Raw genomic sequence first — 14,946 nt, forward strand, 5'->3', positions numbered from 1 at the left:
GGTGTGCCTACCGCTCGGCGCGCATGTCGCGACGCTTGTAGCGGCCCTTCTGTGCCGGCTGCGGATCATCGTGCGCCGTGTCGTCGTGCGCCGTTTCCTCGCGCCTCTGTTTGCGCGCCGGCTGGCGGCGGCGCTTCGGCGCTGGCGGTTCCTTGCGCGTTTTCACGTTAGTCCTCTTACAACGGAAAAGGGGGCAGGCGGGTGCCCTCCCCTTCGGGTCACGCGCCCGTCGATGACGAAGGCGGCCGCGAGCGCGAACGGCTGCTGGTCAGCCCTTCGCCTCCGCTACCGCCGCCATCTCCACCACCGCCCGAGGTGGCCGGTGCGCCGTAGTTCGCGTCAGTGATATAGGCCACGGCATCGGCGCGGCGACGACGCCAGTTGATGAACCGCTCGGCGCGCAGCGCCACGAGGTTCTGTTGCCAGAGCGAAACGAGGTTATGGCCGTTGCCGCTCGGCGCGCTGTCCATCTGGAGCGAGGCTTCGCGCGACACGTCGATCGTCACGCCCCCATCGTCGGCCATCAGGATTTCGCGCGGCGTCACGAGGATGATGATGTTCGGCATGTTGGTCGAGACGATCACCGGCAGGCCCATGAAAATCCCGCCGTTCATGTTGATGCCGGGGAATTCCGCCTGACCGAGCGGGTTCTGGATCATGCTGATCGACAGCGCCATAACCGGGTCCATGATCCACACCGACCCGGCAATCGAGAGGTTCGAATTGATGAACTTCGCGAACAGCGCGCGGATATCGGCCTTCAGCGCAGCGGTATCAGTGCCGCTCGCCGCGATGCTCGGCGCGCCGTTCGTGATCGACGCCGGGGACACGTTCGGCACTTCAGCCTTGGCCGGGTCTACAAAGTCATGGTCGAGAAATTCCGCGATGGTCTCGATCAGGTCATCGCGCACGCGTGCCTCGGCCGATGGATTCGAGAAGCGCACCAGTTCCTCGGTCATCGCCACAATGCCCGCGACCTTCGCGAAGCCGAGCGAGATGAGTTCGAAGCCGAGCGAGCTGACCGGCTTCGGCTGACCCTCGCCGACCCATTGCGCGGTGCTGGCGGTGGTCTGCGCGGGCATCTTCACGTTGAACGGGACGTTGCGAAAGCCCGTGATGCGCCCGATGATCGTCGCCGGCCGCAGCAGTTCGATAAACTCGCCCGCCATCGTCTGATAGTCCACGAGCGGTCCGGCCCACGTCGGATCGGTGGTCGTGCCGACCGCGACCGCTGCGCGCAGCACGGTTTCCACTTCCGGCGTCGAGTCGTGCCAGCCGGCCGCGAGTTCCGCGGCCTGCATCAGATTGCCGCGCGAGCGGGCAATCGCCATTGCATAGCGCGCGAACGCGGTGCCGGGTGGCAGGTTGCGCCGGATCGAAATAACCGGCGAGGTATCCACGGCGCGCATCTGCGTGCCGCGTTGCTGCGTGTTCTCGCCGTTGACCGGCGTTGCGTTTGCCACGGCCTGCGACTCGACGAGCTTGAGCCGCCGGATGTGTCCATCAATAGCCTTGATGTCGAGTTCGAGCGTGTCGAATTCTTCCTGCTGTGCGGCGTCGAGCGTCGCGCCTTCAGTGCCGGCCAGTTCCATCAGTTCGGCCATGCGTGCTGCTGACTGTACGCGCCGCGCTTCAAACGCCGCGATCTGCTCCGCGATTGTCGGCTTCATGATCCTGACTCCTGTAAATGGTGCGGATCACAAACGGGGTTGCGCCGACGCGCGCGGGGCTCTGTTTCAGATGCACGACATGACCGCCACCGATGCCGAGCGCGGCGCGGGTGGTCGTGTCGATACTGCGGATAACGTTAATCGTTGCTTCAGCGTTGGCGGGAACGGTGACGGCAGACAATTCGACCCATTCCCATGACAGGTAGCGGATGCCGCCGTTATCCATCATCGAGTATTCGAGCGGCCTGAAACCGATGCTGATGCCACGCACCAACCCGGCTCTGATCGACTGCCATGCTTCATCGAGGCGGTCCTTCAGCGTACCGGGCTCATCGACCCTCGCGATGGTCGCACTGAACGGAATACCAGTCTCAGTGACTTGCGCGAATTCGACCTGACCAATCGGCTGGTCGTGTCGATGCTGCCAAAGCAGAGCAAGCGGGCATTTGAAAACCGCGCCCGTCGAAACCACGATGTCGCCGTAACGGTCAGCCGAAGGCGTTGTAGCAGTGCCCTCGATCACGCGAGCATCATTGTCGGCGCTGCGGATCGTCAGCAGCGAGTAGGCACGTTCCATAGTTCTTTCTCCTTCAGAACCGCGACGCGGTAGAATGGCGAATCCGGCAGGTCGGGCGTGGATCGTTATGGCGGGGCTTGGCCGGGACCGGACTGGCAAGGCAGGCAGTACGGGGAAAGGGAGCTTCGGCTCCCTTTTCTTTTTCCGTTAGCAGACAGGGCCGATCGGTTGGCTTCATCGCTTGTAGAAGCGTGCTGCCCGCTTCGCGGCCCTGCTGTGTGTGCCGGCGCGAAGTGCCTTGCGTGCTGCCTTGCGCGCTACGTTCAGCGCGATAGCGACGGACTGTTTCTGCGAGTAGCCCGCACGCCGTTCGGTGCGGATATTCGCGCTGACCGACCTGCGGCTGTAGCCTTGTCTGAGTGGCATGATTGCCCCCTGTGCTGCTAGAGAAAGAACATCTGGTACTCGGGCTCGCGCGTGCTGGCGGTCTTGTCGAGCGCCAGTCCGATTGCCATCGTCAGCGCGACGATCCCGTCAATGCGCCGCCCGGTTTCCTTGCGCTTGCGGAACATGCGATTGTTCTTCGCGTCCGACTCGATCACCGCACACGAGACGTTCCAGCGCAGGCACGGATTGAACATGACGCGCAGCTTTTTTTCGAAGATCAGCTGTTCGATCAGTTCGATCGAGCGGCACATCCACAGGCCCGACTCCGACGCCCGGTAGAAGCCCTGCGCGTGCGGCACCATGTTTAGCGTCAGCGCCGCGGCTTCGAGTTCATCCATGAAGTAGCGGATGCGATACGAGTCGTACGCGATGCCTTCGAACTGCGCGATGTCCATCAGTTCGGCCAGCCGCTTCACGGCGTATTCGTACCGGATGACCTTGCCCGGCGTCGCGAACAGGTAGCCCTGACGCACCCACGCGTCGTACGGTACATGGTCGTGCCGGGCGCGCTCGCGCATCGTGTCTTCAGGCGTCCAGAATTCGACGAACGCATCGACCGAGCCGTCATCGTTGCGGCGTGCCACCGCGAGCGCAGTCAGGTCGCGCAGGCCCGACAGGTCGAGACCGCCATAGACGACCGAGCCCTTGAAGTCGTCGAGCGTCAGGTCGTCTGTCTCGCACGACTTCCACATATCGCCGGTAATCCACGGATTGTCGGCATCGACCCATTCGCAGAAATTCAGGCGGCGCACCGTCGATTCGAGCGATGGCATCCCGCGCGCCTGCCGGACCTGTTCCTCGAGGTAGCTTTTCTGGATGGTCACGCCGAGCGACGGATTGGCCTTGATCCAGCAGCGCTTCTCCTTCAGCGGGTCCTCGCCCTCGTCGAGCGCGCAGATATAGGCAAAGAACGCATCGTCATCGAGCGTACGCGCGCAAATCTTCGCGCCGTATTCGTGCTTCTCGTAACACAGGCTCGTGCGGTCGAAGCCCGAATTGGTGATCTGGAAGATCAGCGGGTGGCGGCGTCCCTTCTTGCCAGCCTGCATGATGTCGATTACCGTACGGTCCCGGTGCTCGTGCACCTCGTCGATCAGCGCGCAGTGCGGGCGCGGTCCGCTCTGCCCGCTGCTGTCGCTCGCAATCGGGCGAAAGAACGAGCCCTTGGCGAGATAGGCGAGGTTATAGCAGCGCTCGCCGCGCCCTGACTTCAGCAGCCGTTGCGTCAGTTCGGGCGAGAGGTCAACCATCGCGACGGCGTCGCGGAACAGCACCATCGCCTGATCGCGACGCGTCGCCGCTGCGTAGACCTCGGCGCGCATCTCGTCGTCGGACGTAAGCATGTAGAGTCCGATGCCGGCCGCGAGCGGCGACTTGCCCGAACCCTTGCCGCTCTCGACATAGGCCTCGCGAAAACGGCGCGAGCCGTCGCGACGCTTCCAGCCGAACAGCGAGCCGACGATAAACGCCTGCCAGTCGAGCAGTACGAACGGCAGGCCCTCGAAGTCGCCACCGTTCAGACGCAGCACGTCGCCGAAGTAGTTGATCGCGCGTCGCGCCGCTTCGACGTTCCACAAGAGACCGCGCCGGTGTCCATGCTTCAGGTCGTCAAGGTGTCGCGCGCAGGCAGCGCGCACATGCGGACCCGCGACGATCCGCGCATCGACGACCCGCTGTGCATAGCGCGTCACCCGGTCAGAAGTAGCTTTCCTTCCTGTCGTCGTTCGGGTGGCTTTCATACGGAAGCGCTGCAAGTCGCGCGCGAGCGGCGGGAGTCATACCGAACTCGGCGGCGAAGCGGCACATGAGCAGCATCGCGCGATTCGACGTGCCGACTAGCGGGTTCTGTATCGCGTTGCCGCTTTTCGTCTTGATCATCAGTGCACTGGTGAGCTCGTCGCGCGCGCGCATTTTCGCAAGCGCTTCCTCGGCTTCAGCCCAGCGCGAAAACGCGTTGCAGTACGCGGCGAGCGCCGCGCCGTCGATGCTGGTCAGCAGGCCCGCCGCGAACAGTTCGGGCACGAGCCGGTCCCATTCGGCGCGCGCCCGCGCGTCGAGATGCGCTGGTGCTGGCGGCGGTGTCTTCGCCGGCTTCGGCTCGTTCGTGTTCACCGGCCGTCTGCCGGGGTTGCCCCTGATCAGCTTCAGTGCGGTCGGCACCCGCTTGCGTCCGCCGGTCGTCGTCATGGTTCCTACTCCTGCGATTCGATGACCCACCCGGCGAACTCGCCGAAGCGGAACACCTCGACGGCAGCCGGCGCGGCGTGGTGCATGAACTGCCACGTGAGCGGACGCTGTACGCCGCTCAGGCTCAGTTCCTTCTCGATGATCGCGAGCGGCTGCGCGCCACTCGCGAGCTTGCCGGCGAGCGTTAGGCGATGGATCGCGGTCGAGAGGTAGCCGCCACCGGGGCAGTCGGTCTTGTCGAAGATGATCAGCGCACCACCGGGGCGGATCAGGTTCGAGAGCTTGCGCACGAAGTCGCGTCGACGCGCGGGGGCGAGGAACATCACGACCAGAAAGGCGATCACGACATCGCAGGCGGCAAACTCGTATTCGAGCGCGTCGGCATGCACGCAGCGCCCCGGACCCGTATAGCGCTCGACCATCTCGCGCGCACTGTCGATGGCGATGAACTCGGCCTGTCGCCCTTCGACGGTCGGCGCGAGCGCGCGGCCGATATTGCCGGTAGCCGCGCCGATGTCGTAGACGAGCCCGCCGTACGGAATGTAGTGGCGTGCGAAGTGGGCGACCGCATTGGTAGCGAGGTCGTACCACGGCAACTGCTCGCGCACATGCGCATCGAAGTTGCTCGCGATGGCATCGCTTTTGAATGTCCACTCTGGCGGAATTTTCATGACTGGACCTTCGAGAGAATTTCGGCGTATACGGTCGAGGCAATCGCCGACATCATCAGCGGCGGCACCGCGCGTCCCATTCGCTCGATCTGGCGCTGGTAGTTACCCGTCAGGATGAAGTCGTCGGGAAAGCTGCACAGGCGCCTGACTTCGGCTGCGGTGAACTTGCGACACTCGGTCGGGTGCGTGACGCACGCGGTCGAGACCTTTCCCGAGACGGCGATTACGGTCGGACACGGCGCATCGAAGTGCGCGCGGATCAGGTTCAGGTACTTCGCCGAACCCTGACCCGGCCGTAGGCGTCGCCACTCTGCACCGGTCTGATAGCCACCGAGCCACGCGTTCTGTTCGACCGGCGCAGCGGTGTCGAGCCCGCCGAGCGCATCGCGTACGGTGTAGACATAGGGCAGCGGCTTCGGGAACGCGGGCGACAGGTTTAGGTCGCGACGTACGCCGACGAAGATCAGGCGCTCGCGCGCCTGCGGCACGCCGAGGAAGGCGGCGTTGATCACGCGGGCCTCGACGGTGTAGCCGCAGTCGGCGAGCGCGGCGAGGATCAGCTTGAAGTACCCCTTCGCCTTGCCCCGCACGAGCCCCTTGACGTTCTCGGCGATGAATACCTTCGGCTGAAGCCCGGCAAGCAGTCGGGTGTACTCGAAAAAGAGGTCATCGACACGCTGGTGCGCGCCGTCGCTGTAGAGCTTCGTTTCGCCCCAGCCTGCGTCACCCTTGCCCGAGACCGAGAACGCGGCGCACGGCGGGGAGCCGTCGAACAGGTCGATCTCGCCAACGGCGCGGCCGGTCGCCGCGAGGATGTCGTCGGGCTGCACCTGGCGGATGTCGCGCGGGTCGATCACGGTGTCGGGGAAGTTCGCGGCGTAGGTCTCGCGGGCGGCCTTGATGAATTCATTGGCCCACAGCACGCGATATCCCGCGATTCGGTAGCCGAGACACGAACCGCCACCACCTGAGAACGTGGAAACGACCACCTTGCCATGACGCGCTAACCGGTCTATTTCGGCCATAGCGGGTACGCGGTAGGGCGGTCTTTGTGTAGCCCCTGCTGTCATCGCGAAGCCCCACTCCATTCGTATCCACACTTCGGGCAGCGGTGGTCGGTCTTCAGGTCCGAGCCCGTCGCCTCGAACTGCACCGGCACCTTCGGCGCCTTCGGGGTCCACGCGAGTTCGGCGAGTTCATCGGTACTGAAGCCGGTCAGCGCCGTATCGTAGCCATCGAACGCGAGCGCGTCGATCTCGACGCGAAGCATCTCCTCGTTCCACCCGGCGTTCAGTGAGAGCTTGTTGTCCGCGATCATGTAGGCACGCTTCTGCGCGTCGGACCAGCCGCGCGCGACCATCGTCGGTACGCTCGTAAAACCGAGCTGTCGCCCGGCGAGCACGCGACCGTGACCGGCGAGCAACCCGCCGTCCTCGTCAACCAGAACCGGCATCGTCCAGCCCCACTCGCGCATCGACGCGGCAAGCTGCGCGATCTGCGCGTCGGAGTGGGTCCGCGCGTTGCGGGCGCTCGGAATGAGCCGGTCGAGCGGCCAGCGCTCGACGCGGTCGGCCGGCCACTGCGGCGCGGCGTCGGCGGCGCGCGCGGCCGGTGCGCTCTGCGCGGGTTCGGTGCGTCGTGCCATGTTTCGACCCCCTGCTGGCAAATTGCGCCCCTGTGAGAAAAACTTTTGCGTAGGTTTTCGTCCGGTGCGGAGAATTTTCCGGTCCGCCCCCCGCTCGCGCTCCCCCGGCCGGATACTGCTACGCTGTGCCACCCGAATCCCGAACGCACCCACACGACGATGAAGAAAGGTTCTGTTTCTCTCAGCGAAGTCGCAGCGCGCGCGACCCATCTCGAAGTCGCCTGTACCCGATGCGAGCGACGCGGGCGCTACCGGCTGGCGAAGCTGCTCGACCAGCTTGGCGCCGACTTCCCGATGACTGATCTCGGGTCGGAGATAACCGACTGCCCACGTCGAAGCGAAAGCGCACCGAACAAACGTTGCGACGTGTACTTTCCCGGCCTGCCGCAGATCATGAACGGCGATCAGGCAGTACGGCTACGGCCCGACGAACCTGACCACGACTGATCTAGCGCGTGGCCCACGGATGGCGCGGATCGGTCGGCATGCCCGACACGTCGCAGCCGCCCGGACTGCGGCCCATATCCTCGCGGGTCTTCTCGACGTGGCAAGGCACGCAGAGGCTTTGCAGGTTCGTCCACGCGTCCTTGCCGCCCTTGACGAGCGGGACGATGTGATCGACTTCCGTTGCTTCAGTAACGAAGCCGTTCGCCATGCAGCGCGCGCATAGCGGGTGCAGCCGAAGCTGTCGCTCGCGGATGCGAAGCCACTTGCGGCCACGCGTGCGCGGGGTAGCAGTCACAACAGCGATCCCTATGCGTAGTCCTGCAATGCATCGAGCGCGGCCAGCGTGCGCGCGCGCCGGTCGTCATGGCCGTGAGGCATGGCCGGACTTGCGGCGTTACCGAGGTTCACCGCGCGTGAGACCGCGAGCCAGTCGCCACGATCCGCGATGGCATTCACGCGATTAGCCGACCACCACCACGCAGAGACCAGCGCGGCGAGTGCCGGCTGCTCCAGCGTCTGCGGTTCGTCAACCAGATCGATACCGAACGCACCGGACGCGACGCGGTAGTTCGCCCGCCCGGTCAACTGGATCAGCCCGCGACCACGGAAGCGCCAGCCGTCGCCGCTCGCTTCATCGCCGTTGCCGAGCCGGTTCGCGTAGACGTGATTGGCAATGGCTTCGGGGTTGCGCGCGAGCCGGTGCGCCGCCGCGTTCGGGGTGCGCCGGCCTACGGTTTTCTGCGCGGTTGCAAAACGGGAAGGCCAGGTATTCGCCAGCCCGTCAGCCGAATAGTTCAGGTTCTCGACAAGGCGTGTGAAGTCCGACGACTCATGCGCGCACTGTGCGAGAAAAGCAGCGGCACGGGCAGGCGTGCTGATGTCGAACTCGCGCATCGCGACGTTCAGCGCGTCAAGCCACACGGCAGTATTTACGCGCGGCACGGCGACGGTAAGTTGCGTAGCAGTCAGGCTCATGGCGCAGCCCTGGTGCGACGGACGAGCACCGAATCGGCGAACCAGAAGGTCAGAACAGCTGCAAAAATCGCCGCGTCGTCTTCGTTCCACACCACCTCGACTAGCGACGTAACCGTTGCGGGTCCGGGTGCGGCGGACTGGATCACAGCATCGCGAATCACGATCAGCTTGAACGCGATGTAAAGCAGCAGCATCAGATACGTCGCCACCGGCCGCACCGACAGCGTGAGCGCATCGACCCACCGCACACCCGAGAGTTGCGCCTGTGCCTGCTGCGCGATGACCATCGAGGCGGCCTTCGCCTTGTCGAGTTCCAGCTGCCTTTCGGCTTCGATGTTCTCCGCGCCAAGATGCGCGAGTTCCAGCCGGCTCGCGAGTTCGGCGCGCACTTCGTCAACATGCAGTTCCGCAAGCCTGACTGCGTTCTCCTTCTGCTGCCTGTTGGTCCATGCCGAGATCATCTCGGGCAGCAGCCGCAGCGCGCCACCGCCGAGCGCGCCGATCAGCGTCATGATCGCCGAGATCATCACCGCTTGTTCGTTTTGGTTACGTCGATGGACGGCCACCGGCGATGCACCGCGCGCTGTACTTTTGCCTGTTCGGCACGCGTGCCGTACTGCGCGACACGCGCCACCGCGTTGCGCGCGCGTGCGGTCGTGTTGATCGGATAGCGCCTGCCGGGTAGCGCGAAGTTCGACGGCTTGATACGTGCCCGACCTCTGGCGGTCAAAGTCATTTCGAACTCCTGCTGATTTTTCCCGTTTTCCGTAACCCAATGTGTGTACATAACCTGACGATCCGCTTACGATGAAAGTGAAGGAAGAAGTTAGTCAGGATCACGAAGGAGAACGAGATGAAAGTCGCTGAACTTATCAAACTGCTCGAAGGCCTGCCCGAGGACGCCGATATCCGCATTGCGCAGCAACCGAACTGGCCGTTCGAGTACGGCATCGCCGACGCGGTGCTAGTCGGTCCCGATGCTCGCCCGCCCGGTTATGAGCCGGACCCTGACGAGTACGAGGACGAACAGCCTGACGAGAACGTCGTCTATCTCGTCGAGGGCGCACAGCTTGGCTATCTGCCTGGCGTAGTCGCCCGCGAGATCGGGTGGCGCTAAACCCCGGCCCGCGCTAGCGGGCCACTATCACCAAGGAGTCCACATCATGGACCTGCTTATCCCTATCGCCCTGGTACTTCTGTACTTCCTGCCCGGCCTTGTCGCGCGGTTCCGCAAGCACCGGAACATGAACGCCATCGCGATCACGAACCTGCTGTTCGGCTGGACTATCCTCGGCTGGGGCGTCGCCCTCGTCTGGGCCGTCAAGAACGACTGAGGACCATCACATGAACTGGAATCTCGACACACCCGAAGGGCGCCTCGCCTGCATCGAGGCGCTTGGACCCGAAGGCTACAACGACGCGATGCGCGAGAAGTTCGCCGCCGATACGGTGGCGACCGTCAACGGCCACGCGATCCGCAAAACCGCCAGCCGCTTCGGCCTGCTGTTCACGGTCGGCAGGACCGGCCGCGCGTTCCGTACGCTTGACGAGGCCACCATTTTCGCGAACGAAGCCTTTTCTGCCTGACCCAACGGAGTCGCCATGACCACCAGCACCACCCGCATGACCGTCACCAACGTTTCGGATACCGAACGGCCCAAGTTCACGCCTGACATGTTCGGCCCGCGCTACTTCATTCCCGGCGAAGGGATGCTGTTCCACTTCGCGGAAGCACTTATGCCCGACTATGACGGCGGACTCTGGAGCTTCCATCGCGTCAGCAACGGCGCGATGTTCGCAGCGCCGCCCGAGCGCGAGACGTGGCGGATCGTCGTCGATGGCAACTACACCGACTGCGAGGTCTCGACCGAGGCCGCCGGCATTATCCTCTCCATGTTTGCGCTCGGCGCGATAGCCGAGACCGCGCACGGACGCGGCGACGGCAACTCCACCGACCGACTCGCGGACCACTACCACCTGCTGCGGTACTACGCGTGCGAGCATCCCGAGGCGCGCGCGATACTCGCCGCGATTAACTGACGGAGCGACGACCATGACCCGAGCCACCCCTGACCTGCTACCAAGCCATGCGGCCAAGGCGCTGCTACTGGCCGAGATGACCGCGCAGGGCATTCGCCCGGTCGATCTCGCCGTACGACTCGGCACGACGCGTCAGGCGGTGAACCGTCTGCTCGATCCCGAACACGCGACGAAGATAGACGCGGTTGCCGAAGCGCTCGCGGCGCTCGGCAAGCGGCTCACGCTCGGCGTCGTCGAAGGTTGACCGCGCACCCGTCCCCTTCCGCGAGCCCGGTTTCGACTGGGTTTTTTTTTGCCCTGCGCGGGACGGCGTCAGGATCGCGCCGCTAGCGGCTTCGCGCCGGTCGCCCGATACGCTCGTAGCCACCGCCGCGCGTCGGCGGTTTCTCGGCCGGTGTACGCCGCCGCTCGACCGGTTCCCGCCCGCTCGTTGTACGGGACTACGGCGGTACGCCTTCCGGTTCGGCCTGCGCGGCGCCTTCCGCGCCTTCGTCGGCGCCGGCCACGTCACCTAGTTCGATTACGCCGCCGTCAGCCGTCTCGAACTGCTGGTCCTCGCCCGGTCCAAGCTGCGCGTCGTCGTCGGCTTCGTGATCGACGATTACGCGTACCGGGTTGTCTCCGAGGTTTGCGATGTTGACCTGCATGGCGGCTTCTCCTGGGTGGAAACCGGACGCAAAAAAGCCCGCGGCCGTTGCGCACGGCGGCGGGCTGTGTCTGTTCCGGGTGGACTTGTCCAATTTGGGGCCAAACTAGCCCTGTTTGTCCCACGTGTCAAGCGTCATCCGTGCGCATGCGGATCGGCGGGCGGCGTGGCCCCGGCAAGGCCGGCTCTGGCGAGCCTCGCGATATGGGCAAGTAGCTCACCCTCGGGCATCAGCGCGGACCGGTTCTCGGCCATCGTGGCGATGATTGCCAGCACATCGACGAGCCGCGCAACGTCCGCTTCAAGACGGTGCGCCTTGTGGTGGGAGTGCAGCATCAGACGGTTCCGGGTGACGGGGTTCATGACTGCATCGGCATGGCATCGCAGACGCCATGCGCAACGAAGGTTTCTTCGAGCCGGCGGATCGCGCGCAGTTCCATCCCGGCTGCTTCATCATCGAGCCACTGCGCGACGCGGCCGAGCGTGGACTTGCTCGATCCGGTCGCCTTCGCAATCGCGCGCAGCGAAAAGCCGTCGCGGTACTTCTTCGGCACGTAGCGCCGCCAGATCAGCGAGGACAGCGCGGCGTGATTCGTGATCGGCGCAATCGGTGCGAGCCACAGCATCAGACCATCGACGCCGACGCCCTTGGTGCGTTCAGTCGGCGCGAAGCGGGCCAGCACCACGCAAAGCTCGGGGTACGGCAGCCGATGCTGTACCGCGTCGATGATCATCGCGCACTGGCCGTGAATCTCGTGGCGGGTCAGCCCGCCGAAGTTGACCGTCGATGATCGCGTGCCGATCATGCGCGCTAGTGCTGATGCCTGCTGGTAGGTCAGCACCGGCATCGTTTCGAGCATGTGGATCAGCGCACCGCGCAACGATGACGGCTCAGAGACCGGCAGCGCTGCAATCAGGAACGACACGTGCAGCGCGGTAGGCGTGTCGAGAAAGATCGTGTCCATGTTCTGCCTCACTGCATCATGCCTCGCGTCGTTTCCACTCGCGGTTCTCGGTCGAGCGTTCAAGCATGCGGTACTTACCCGAGTCCACGCCCGCCATCAGCAGCACGCCGATCCTGTACGCATCGACGTAGACCACTTCGGCCAGCACCCAGCGGTACTGCGGCGCGTCCGGGTAGAACTCCAGCACCGCGACCAGATCACCGGTTTTAGGTTCGACCATCGTGTTCATGACCCGCCCCTTTCGCGCTGTTCGATCCATGCGAGCGCAGCCGCGTGCGCCTCGCGCCACGAGCGCGACGGGTGATCGCCGCGCGCGATGCCCTGACGGTATGCGCGGCCGATCCATGCGCGCAGGTTGTTCGGCAGTGCGTACCAGTGTGCGCGGCAGCCCCAGATCGAACGGCACACCGGGATATCACAACCGGGCCACAGACACCTGTGCATCACTGTTCCCCTTTGCGCTTCAGCACCTGCGCAACGATGTCGGGCAGTTCATGAACGAGGTCCGTGCCCGCGGGTGCATCGACCACGATCCCGATGCGGTAGAGCGCGGTCGTACGCGCGACGAGCCACGCGTCCAGCTGCTTCAGCATGCTGGCGACCATCGCGCGTTCGTCCAGCGTTAGCGGCCGTTCGGCCGTCAGCAGCAGTTCGACCTGCTGCTCGACCCAGTTGCTCATAGCCGCTCCATGTCGAAAACGTCATACGGCACCTCGTCGAAGTCGAGCATCGACTGTTGCGCGTGCAACGGCTCGACGCGGATCTCGGCACGCGGGTTCGCGGCATCGATGCCGTGCAGGATGAATTTCTGCCGTACCTGCCGGTCGTTGAGATACACGCCGCGAAAGATGCACTCGCGGGTATCCTTGCCGTCTTTCCTCACGTTCTGATACTTCGACTGCAACACATCGAGGATCACCGACTCGTCGAGGTCAGGCCGCTCGCTCGCGTAAAAAATCCGCATCGTCACGCGCACCGGACCGGTCAGCGCGACGCGCGCAGACTTCGGAATCTGCTTCATCGCCGAGCGCTCATACTCGCGTGCCTTGTCCGACTTGATCGACATCGACCGCGTCTTGATGCCGCCCCACGCATCGCGCATTTTCCGCGCGACGATCTCGCGCGAGTTGGCCTTGCTCGCGGGCTCCCCAAGGATCGTGAATTCGATGCGCATGTCATGCCTCACTCGCCTGCCTTCATCGCGCGGAACAGCGCGAGCCCGAAGATCGCCACGCCGAGCGCATAGCCCGCAGGGTGACTGCCGAAGTACGCCGCCACGATGCTCGCTGCTGCGCAGATTGCCTGCACCACATCGATCCAGCGTTTGTCGCTGATGCTTTCCATGATCGCCTCACTCGTCGTCGCTGCCGGGTTCGCGCGCATGGCCGTTCTCATGCTGGCCGTGCGTGCGGTTGTAGTTCTCGATGGCTTCCTTTGCAAAGCCGATCTGGTTCGCCGTGATGTGCTCGCCGTTCTCTGCGAGTTGCAGCAGCCGGAACGCCCAGCGGATGCCGCCTCCTGCCGGCGCGCCATGCTCACGCAGCAGACCGGCCGCGATCTCGCGGATGCGGGCAAGCTGCTCGCGCGCCTCGCCCGGCGCCGTACGCCGCTCGTCGGTCAGCGCCGCACGGTTCGGCGTGTACATCGCCGGCTGCGGGCGGCACAGTTCGAGAAAACGCGGCAGCGTCGGCGGACCGGGTTCGTGGAACAGCGCAGCGACTCCCCGCTTCAGACCTTCATCAGTCACGTCCGCGAGCCCTTCGCCCCACACCGCCTTGACCTCGTTCGGGTCCGACACGTTGCGCCAGAAGTCCTGAAAGCGTGCGCCCCAGATCGACTCCATGCGCGCGAACAGACGTTCGATCCAGTACTCAGGAATGGCGCGGCCCATGACCGATCTCCCGGGTGGGCACATCAACGACTTCGCACATGTCACGCGATTTGCGCTCACCGCCCGTAAGGGCATCGCTGACACGCTTGCGGTCCTTCGCGCGTTCGTCGAACGTGGCCGATGTCGATGCATGCCCGTTCGTGTGCTGCCCTTCGCGTTGCCACCGCTCGAGGATCGAACAGACGTACGCCGCGCCGATCCGCTCGCCGGGATGCTGGCGGTGTGCCTCGGCACAGGCATCGTTCACGGCTTCGGTCGTCACGCCCGCATCGGCCAGCGCGATGATGCGCGGGTTCGACGGCTGCGCGCCGACGATGCGCCCCTGCCGCATTGCGCACGTGATCGACGCGGGGGCAGTAGATGCGGGCGCGTCTTTTCGCGCGCGCGCGGATGTACCACTACCTCCACTACTCCCTATGGTTTTTTCCTTTTCCTTTTCCTTTTCCACTTCCCTTTCCACTTCCGTCCGTGAGTGGTCAGTGAATCGTTCGCGAGTGCTAACGCAATGGCGCTTTTTTCTATGACTCAATGAATCGAGCAAAGCCTTGCCGGGTAAGGGATACGCGGGTTGCGATGGCCGGTTGATGACCTGATGCTTCGTGAAGGTCGGAATGTGCAGGAAGCGCTCTCCGGTATCACTCACGGTATATTCAATGAGTAGTTCCTGATCGATCAGTGAACGGATCAGCGGCTCGACATCGACATCGGCGTCGTGGCGGCTCGGAAAGACCTTGTTCTTCAGCGCCTCAGGATCGCGCGGAAGGTTGCCGTAGTCATCCGCAAAGTTCCACGTTGCGATGAACAGCAGCCTCGCCGCATGACTCACGCTCGCCACCTGCGGATTG

General features: G+C 64.4%; 29 protein-coding genes. 6 read left to right on the forward strand and 23 right to left on the reverse strand.

Translation table 11 applies throughout. The features are described from left to right. Positions 1-7: 7 nt before the first annotated feature. From OKW45_RS09640 to OKW45_RS09680, 9 genes are all read right to left on the reverse strand, one after another. Entirely contained in the window at positions 8-166 is a 159-nt protein-coding gene (locus OKW45_RS09640) for a hypothetical protein (protein WP_429467568.1), read from the reverse strand. Positions 167-218: 52 nt separating this feature from the next. Beyond that, positions 219-1,670, reverse strand: a complete 1,452-nt coding sequence (locus tag OKW45_RS09645) for a phage major capsid protein (RefSeq protein WP_429467570.1) — start codon at positions 1,668-1,670, stop codon at positions 219-221. Next, on the reverse strand, positions 1,633-2,247 hold the full coding sequence (locus OKW45_RS09650) for an HK97 family phage prohead protease (protein WP_429467572.1): 615 nt from the start codon (positions 2,245-2,247) through the stop codon (positions 1,633-1,635). Before OKW45_RS09650 ends, OKW45_RS09645 begins: the two co-directional genes overlap by 38 nt. A gap of 174 nt (positions 2,248-2,421) precedes the next feature. Beyond that, positions 2,422-2,613, reverse strand: coding sequence for a hypothetical protein (locus OKW45_RS09655; RefSeq protein ID WP_429467575.1), 192 nt, complete (start codon positions 2,611-2,613; stop codon positions 2,422-2,424). A 17-nt stretch (positions 2,614-2,630) separates the two neighbouring features. Further along, the gene (locus tag OKW45_RS09660) at positions 2,631-4,373 is read right to left on the reverse strand and encodes a terminase large subunit (RefSeq protein WP_429467578.1); all 1,743 of its coding nucleotides are present in this window, start codon (positions 4,371-4,373) and stop codon (positions 2,631-2,633) included. Then, a complete protein-coding gene (locus tag OKW45_RS09665) occupies positions 4,330-4,821 on the reverse strand; it encodes a phage terminase small subunit P27 family (protein WP_429467581.1) in 492 nt (163 codons plus the stop codon). Before OKW45_RS09665 ends, OKW45_RS09660 begins: the two co-directional genes overlap by 44 nt. Positions 4,822-4,826: 5 nt before the next feature. Continuing rightward, complete coding sequence (locus OKW45_RS09670) at positions 4,827-5,492, reverse strand: class I SAM-dependent methyltransferase (protein ID WP_429467583.1); 666 nt, start codon at positions 5,490-5,492, stop codon at positions 4,827-4,829. Next, a complete protein-coding gene (locus OKW45_RS09675) occupies positions 5,489-6,517 on the reverse strand; it encodes a DNA cytosine methyltransferase (protein ID WP_429467584.1) in 1,029 nt (342 codons plus the stop codon). Before OKW45_RS09675 ends, OKW45_RS09670 begins: the two co-directional genes overlap by 4 nt. A 41-nt stretch (positions 6,518-6,558) precedes the next feature. Next, the gene (locus OKW45_RS09680; RefSeq protein ID WP_429467587.1) at positions 6,559-7,137 is read right to left on the reverse strand and encodes a ParB/Srx family N-terminal domain-containing protein; all 579 of its coding nucleotides are present in this window, start codon (positions 7,135-7,137) and stop codon (positions 6,559-6,561) included. A 159-nt stretch (positions 7,138-7,296) separates the two neighbouring features. Here OKW45_RS09680 and OKW45_RS09685 point away from each other — a divergent pair, with 159 nt between their 5' ends. After that, entirely contained in the window at positions 7,297-7,584 is a 288-nt protein-coding gene (locus OKW45_RS09685; RefSeq protein WP_429467589.1) for a hypothetical protein, read from the forward strand. A gap of 1 nt (position 7,585) precedes the next feature. Here OKW45_RS09685 and OKW45_RS09690 read toward each other — a convergent pair whose 3' ends face one another. Genes OKW45_RS09690 through OKW45_RS09705 form a run of 4 tightly spaced genes read right to left on the reverse strand, consistent with a single transcriptional unit; the run spans position 7,586 to position 9,295 of the window. Further along, positions 7,586-7,879, reverse strand: coding sequence for an HNH endonuclease (locus OKW45_RS09690; protein ID WP_429467591.1), 294 nt, complete (start codon positions 7,877-7,879; stop codon positions 7,586-7,588). Between the two features lie 11 nt (positions 7,880-7,890). Beyond that, complete coding sequence (locus OKW45_RS09695; protein WP_429467594.1) at positions 7,891-8,559, reverse strand: glycoside hydrolase family 19 protein; 669 nt, start codon at positions 8,557-8,559, stop codon at positions 7,891-7,893. Then, positions 8,556-9,086, reverse strand: coding sequence for a hypothetical protein (locus tag OKW45_RS09700; RefSeq protein WP_429467596.1), 531 nt, complete (start codon positions 9,084-9,086; stop codon positions 8,556-8,558). Before OKW45_RS09700 ends, OKW45_RS09695 begins: the two co-directional genes overlap by 4 nt. Then, positions 9,086-9,295 carry a hypothetical protein gene (locus OKW45_RS09705; protein WP_429467599.1) on the reverse strand — a complete coding sequence of 70 codons (210 nt, stop codon included), beginning with the start codon at positions 9,293-9,295 and terminating at the stop codon, positions 9,086-9,088. Before OKW45_RS09705 ends, OKW45_RS09700 begins: the two co-directional genes overlap by 1 nt. A gap of 117 nt (positions 9,296-9,412) precedes the next feature. Here OKW45_RS09705 and OKW45_RS09710 point away from each other — a divergent pair, with 117 nt between their 5' ends. From OKW45_RS09710 to OKW45_RS09730, 5 genes are read left to right on the forward strand one after another with little or no spacing between them, the layout of a single operon-like run. Further along, entirely contained in the window at positions 9,413-9,676 is a 264-nt protein-coding gene (locus OKW45_RS09710) for a hypothetical protein (protein ID WP_429467600.1), read from the forward strand. Positions 9,677-9,722: 46 nt separating this feature from the next. Next, the gene (locus OKW45_RS09715) at positions 9,723-9,893 is read left to right on the forward strand and encodes a superinfection immunity protein (RefSeq protein WP_429467603.1); all 171 of its coding nucleotides are present in this window, start codon (positions 9,723-9,725) and stop codon (positions 9,891-9,893) included. 10 nt (positions 9,894-9,903) lie between these two features. Next, positions 9,904-10,146, forward strand: coding sequence for a hypothetical protein (locus tag OKW45_RS09720; RefSeq protein ID WP_429467606.1), 243 nt, complete (start codon positions 9,904-9,906; stop codon positions 10,144-10,146). 15 nt (positions 10,147-10,161) lie between these two features. Continuing rightward, a complete protein-coding gene (locus tag OKW45_RS09725) occupies positions 10,162-10,599 on the forward strand; it encodes an antirestriction protein (protein ID WP_429467607.1) in 438 nt (145 codons plus the stop codon). 13 nt (positions 10,600-10,612) lie between these two features. Further along, positions 10,613-10,843 carry a hypothetical protein gene (locus OKW45_RS09730; RefSeq protein ID WP_429467609.1) on the forward strand — a complete coding sequence of 77 codons (231 nt, stop codon included), beginning with the start codon at positions 10,613-10,615 and terminating at the stop codon, positions 10,841-10,843. A 196-nt stretch (positions 10,844-11,039) separates the two neighbouring features. Here OKW45_RS09730 and OKW45_RS09735 read toward each other — a convergent pair whose 3' ends face one another. From OKW45_RS09735 to OKW45_RS09780, 10 genes are all read right to left on the reverse strand, one after another. Further along, positions 11,040-11,246, reverse strand: a complete 207-nt coding sequence (locus OKW45_RS09735; protein WP_429467611.1) for a hypothetical protein — start codon at positions 11,244-11,246, stop codon at positions 11,040-11,042. 134 nt (positions 11,247-11,380) lie between these two features. Beyond that, entirely contained in the window at positions 11,381-11,608 is a 228-nt protein-coding gene (locus OKW45_RS09740; RefSeq protein WP_429467613.1) for a hypothetical protein, read from the reverse strand. Next, positions 11,605-12,210 (reverse strand): hypothetical protein, encoded by a 606-nt coding sequence (locus OKW45_RS09745; protein WP_429467614.1) that lies wholly within the window; start codon positions 12,208-12,210, stop codon positions 11,605-11,607. Before OKW45_RS09745 ends, OKW45_RS09740 begins: the two co-directional genes overlap by 4 nt. Before the next feature lie 16 nt (positions 12,211-12,226). Then, positions 12,227-12,439, reverse strand: a complete 213-nt coding sequence (locus tag OKW45_RS09750; RefSeq protein WP_429467616.1) for a hypothetical protein — start codon at positions 12,437-12,439, stop codon at positions 12,227-12,229. Continuing rightward, positions 12,436-12,654 carry a hypothetical protein gene (locus OKW45_RS09755; RefSeq protein WP_429467618.1) on the reverse strand — a complete coding sequence of 73 codons (219 nt, stop codon included), beginning with the start codon at positions 12,652-12,654 and terminating at the stop codon, positions 12,436-12,438. Before OKW45_RS09755 ends, OKW45_RS09750 begins: the two co-directional genes overlap by 4 nt. Continuing rightward, positions 12,654-12,890, reverse strand: a complete 237-nt coding sequence (locus tag OKW45_RS09760; protein WP_429467621.1) for a hypothetical protein — start codon at positions 12,888-12,890, stop codon at positions 12,654-12,656. The genes OKW45_RS09755 and OKW45_RS09760 overlap by 1 nt, the downstream gene beginning before the upstream one ends. Continuing rightward, entirely contained in the window at positions 12,887-13,384 is a 498-nt protein-coding gene (locus OKW45_RS09765) for a RusA family crossover junction endodeoxyribonuclease (RefSeq protein ID WP_429467623.1), read from the reverse strand. The genes OKW45_RS09760 and OKW45_RS09765 overlap by 4 nt, the downstream gene beginning before the upstream one ends. A gap of 8 nt (positions 13,385-13,392) precedes the next feature. Beyond that, positions 13,393-13,554: a hypothetical protein gene (locus tag OKW45_RS09770; protein WP_429467626.1), complete on the reverse strand. Its 162-nt coding sequence runs from the start codon at positions 13,552-13,554 to the stop codon at positions 13,393-13,395. A gap of 7 nt (positions 13,555-13,561) precedes the next feature. Then, positions 13,562-14,101, reverse strand: a complete 540-nt coding sequence (locus tag OKW45_RS09775) for a hypothetical protein (RefSeq protein WP_429467628.1) — start codon at positions 14,099-14,101, stop codon at positions 13,562-13,564. Next, positions 14,082-14,927, reverse strand: a complete 846-nt coding sequence (locus OKW45_RS09780) for a hypothetical protein (RefSeq protein WP_429467630.1) — start codon at positions 14,925-14,927, stop codon at positions 14,082-14,084. Before OKW45_RS09780 ends, OKW45_RS09775 begins: the two co-directional genes overlap by 20 nt. Positions 14,928-14,946 lie beyond the last annotated feature (19 nt).

This window comes from Paraburkholderia lebeckiae (assembly GCF_050436225.1).
GTDB lineage: Bacteria > Pseudomonadota > Gammaproteobacteria > Burkholderiales > Burkholderiaceae > Paraburkholderia > Paraburkholderia tuberum.

Coding starts and splice junctions, on each gene's coding strand:
- OKW45_RS09745 (WP_429467614.1), bottom strand. CDS start 12,210: ATGGACACGATCTTTCTCGACACGCCTACCGCGCTGCACGTGTCGTTC.
- OKW45_RS09760 (WP_429467621.1), bottom strand. CDS start 12,890: ATGAGCAACTGGGTCGAGCAGCAGGTCGAACTGCTGCTGACGGCCGAA.
- OKW45_RS09660 (WP_429467578.1), bottom strand. CDS start 4,373: ATGAAAGCCACCCGAACGACGACAGGAAGGAAAGCTACTTCTGACCGG.
- OKW45_RS09720 (WP_429467606.1), top strand. CDS start 9,904: ATGAACTGGAATCTCGACACACCCGAAGGGCGCCTCGCCTGCATCGAG.
- OKW45_RS09775 (WP_429467628.1), bottom strand. CDS start 14,101: ATGGGCCGCGCCATTCCTGAGTACTGGATCGAACGTCTGTTCGCGCGC.
- OKW45_RS09735 (WP_429467611.1), bottom strand. CDS start 11,246: ATGCAGGTCAACATCGCAAACCTCGGAGACAACCCGGTACGCGTAATC.
- OKW45_RS09645 (WP_429467570.1), bottom strand. CDS start 1,670: ATGAAGCCGACAATCGCGGAGCAGATCGCGGCGTTTGAAGCGCGGCGC.
- OKW45_RS09770 (WP_429467626.1), bottom strand. CDS start 13,554: ATGGAAAGCATCAGCGACAAACGCTGGATCGATGTGGTGCAGGCAATC.
- OKW45_RS09655 (WP_429467575.1), bottom strand. CDS start 2,613: ATGCCACTCAGACAAGGCTACAGCCGCAGGTCGGTCAGCGCGAATATC.
- OKW45_RS09740 (WP_429467613.1), bottom strand. CDS start 11,608: ATGAACCCCGTCACCCGGAACCGTCTGATGCTGCACTCCCACCACAAG.
- OKW45_RS09680 (WP_429467587.1), bottom strand. CDS start 7,137: ATGGCACGACGCACCGAACCCGCGCAGAGCGCACCGGCCGCGCGCGCC.
- OKW45_RS09765 (WP_429467623.1), bottom strand. CDS start 13,384: ATGCGCATCGAATTCACGATCCTTGGGGAGCCCGCGAGCAAGGCCAAC.
- OKW45_RS09650 (WP_429467572.1), bottom strand. CDS start 2,247: ATGGAACGTGCCTACTCGCTGCTGACGATCCGCAGCGCCGACAATGAT.
- OKW45_RS09665 (WP_429467581.1), bottom strand. CDS start 4,821: ATGACGACGACCGGCGGACGCAAGCGGGTGCCGACCGCACTGAAGCTG.
- OKW45_RS09700 (WP_429467596.1), bottom strand. CDS start 9,086: ATGATCTCGGCGATCATGACGCTGATCGGCGCGCTCGGCGGTGGCGCG.
- OKW45_RS09685 (WP_429467589.1), top strand. CDS start 7,297: ATGAAGAAAGGTTCTGTTTCTCTCAGCGAAGTCGCAGCGCGCGCGACC.
- OKW45_RS09755 (WP_429467618.1), bottom strand. CDS start 12,654: ATGCACAGGTGTCTGTGGCCCGGTTGTGATATCCCGGTGTGCCGTTCG.
- OKW45_RS09675 (WP_429467584.1), bottom strand. CDS start 6,517: ATGGCCGAAATAGACCGGTTAGCGCGTCATGGCAAGGTGGTCGTTTCC.
- OKW45_RS09710 (WP_429467600.1), top strand. CDS start 9,413: ATGAAAGTCGCTGAACTTATCAAACTGCTCGAAGGCCTGCCCGAGGAC.
- OKW45_RS09705 (WP_429467599.1), bottom strand. CDS start 9,295: ATGACTTTGACCGCCAGAGGTCGGGCACGTATCAAGCCGTCGAACTTC.
- OKW45_RS09695 (WP_429467594.1), bottom strand. CDS start 8,559: ATGAGCCTGACTGCTACGCAACTTACCGTCGCCGTGCCGCGCGTAAAT.
- OKW45_RS09670 (WP_429467583.1), bottom strand. CDS start 5,492: ATGAAAATTCCGCCAGAGTGGACATTCAAAAGCGATGCCATCGCGAGC.
- OKW45_RS09715 (WP_429467603.1), top strand. CDS start 9,723: ATGGACCTGCTTATCCCTATCGCCCTGGTACTTCTGTACTTCCTGCCC.
- OKW45_RS09730 (WP_429467609.1), top strand. CDS start 10,613: ATGACCCGAGCCACCCCTGACCTGCTACCAAGCCATGCGGCCAAGGCG.
- OKW45_RS09750 (WP_429467616.1), bottom strand. CDS start 12,439: ATGAACACGATGGTCGAACCTAAAACCGGTGATCTGGTCGCGGTGCTG.
- OKW45_RS09725 (WP_429467607.1), top strand. CDS start 10,162: ATGACCACCAGCACCACCCGCATGACCGTCACCAACGTTTCGGATACC.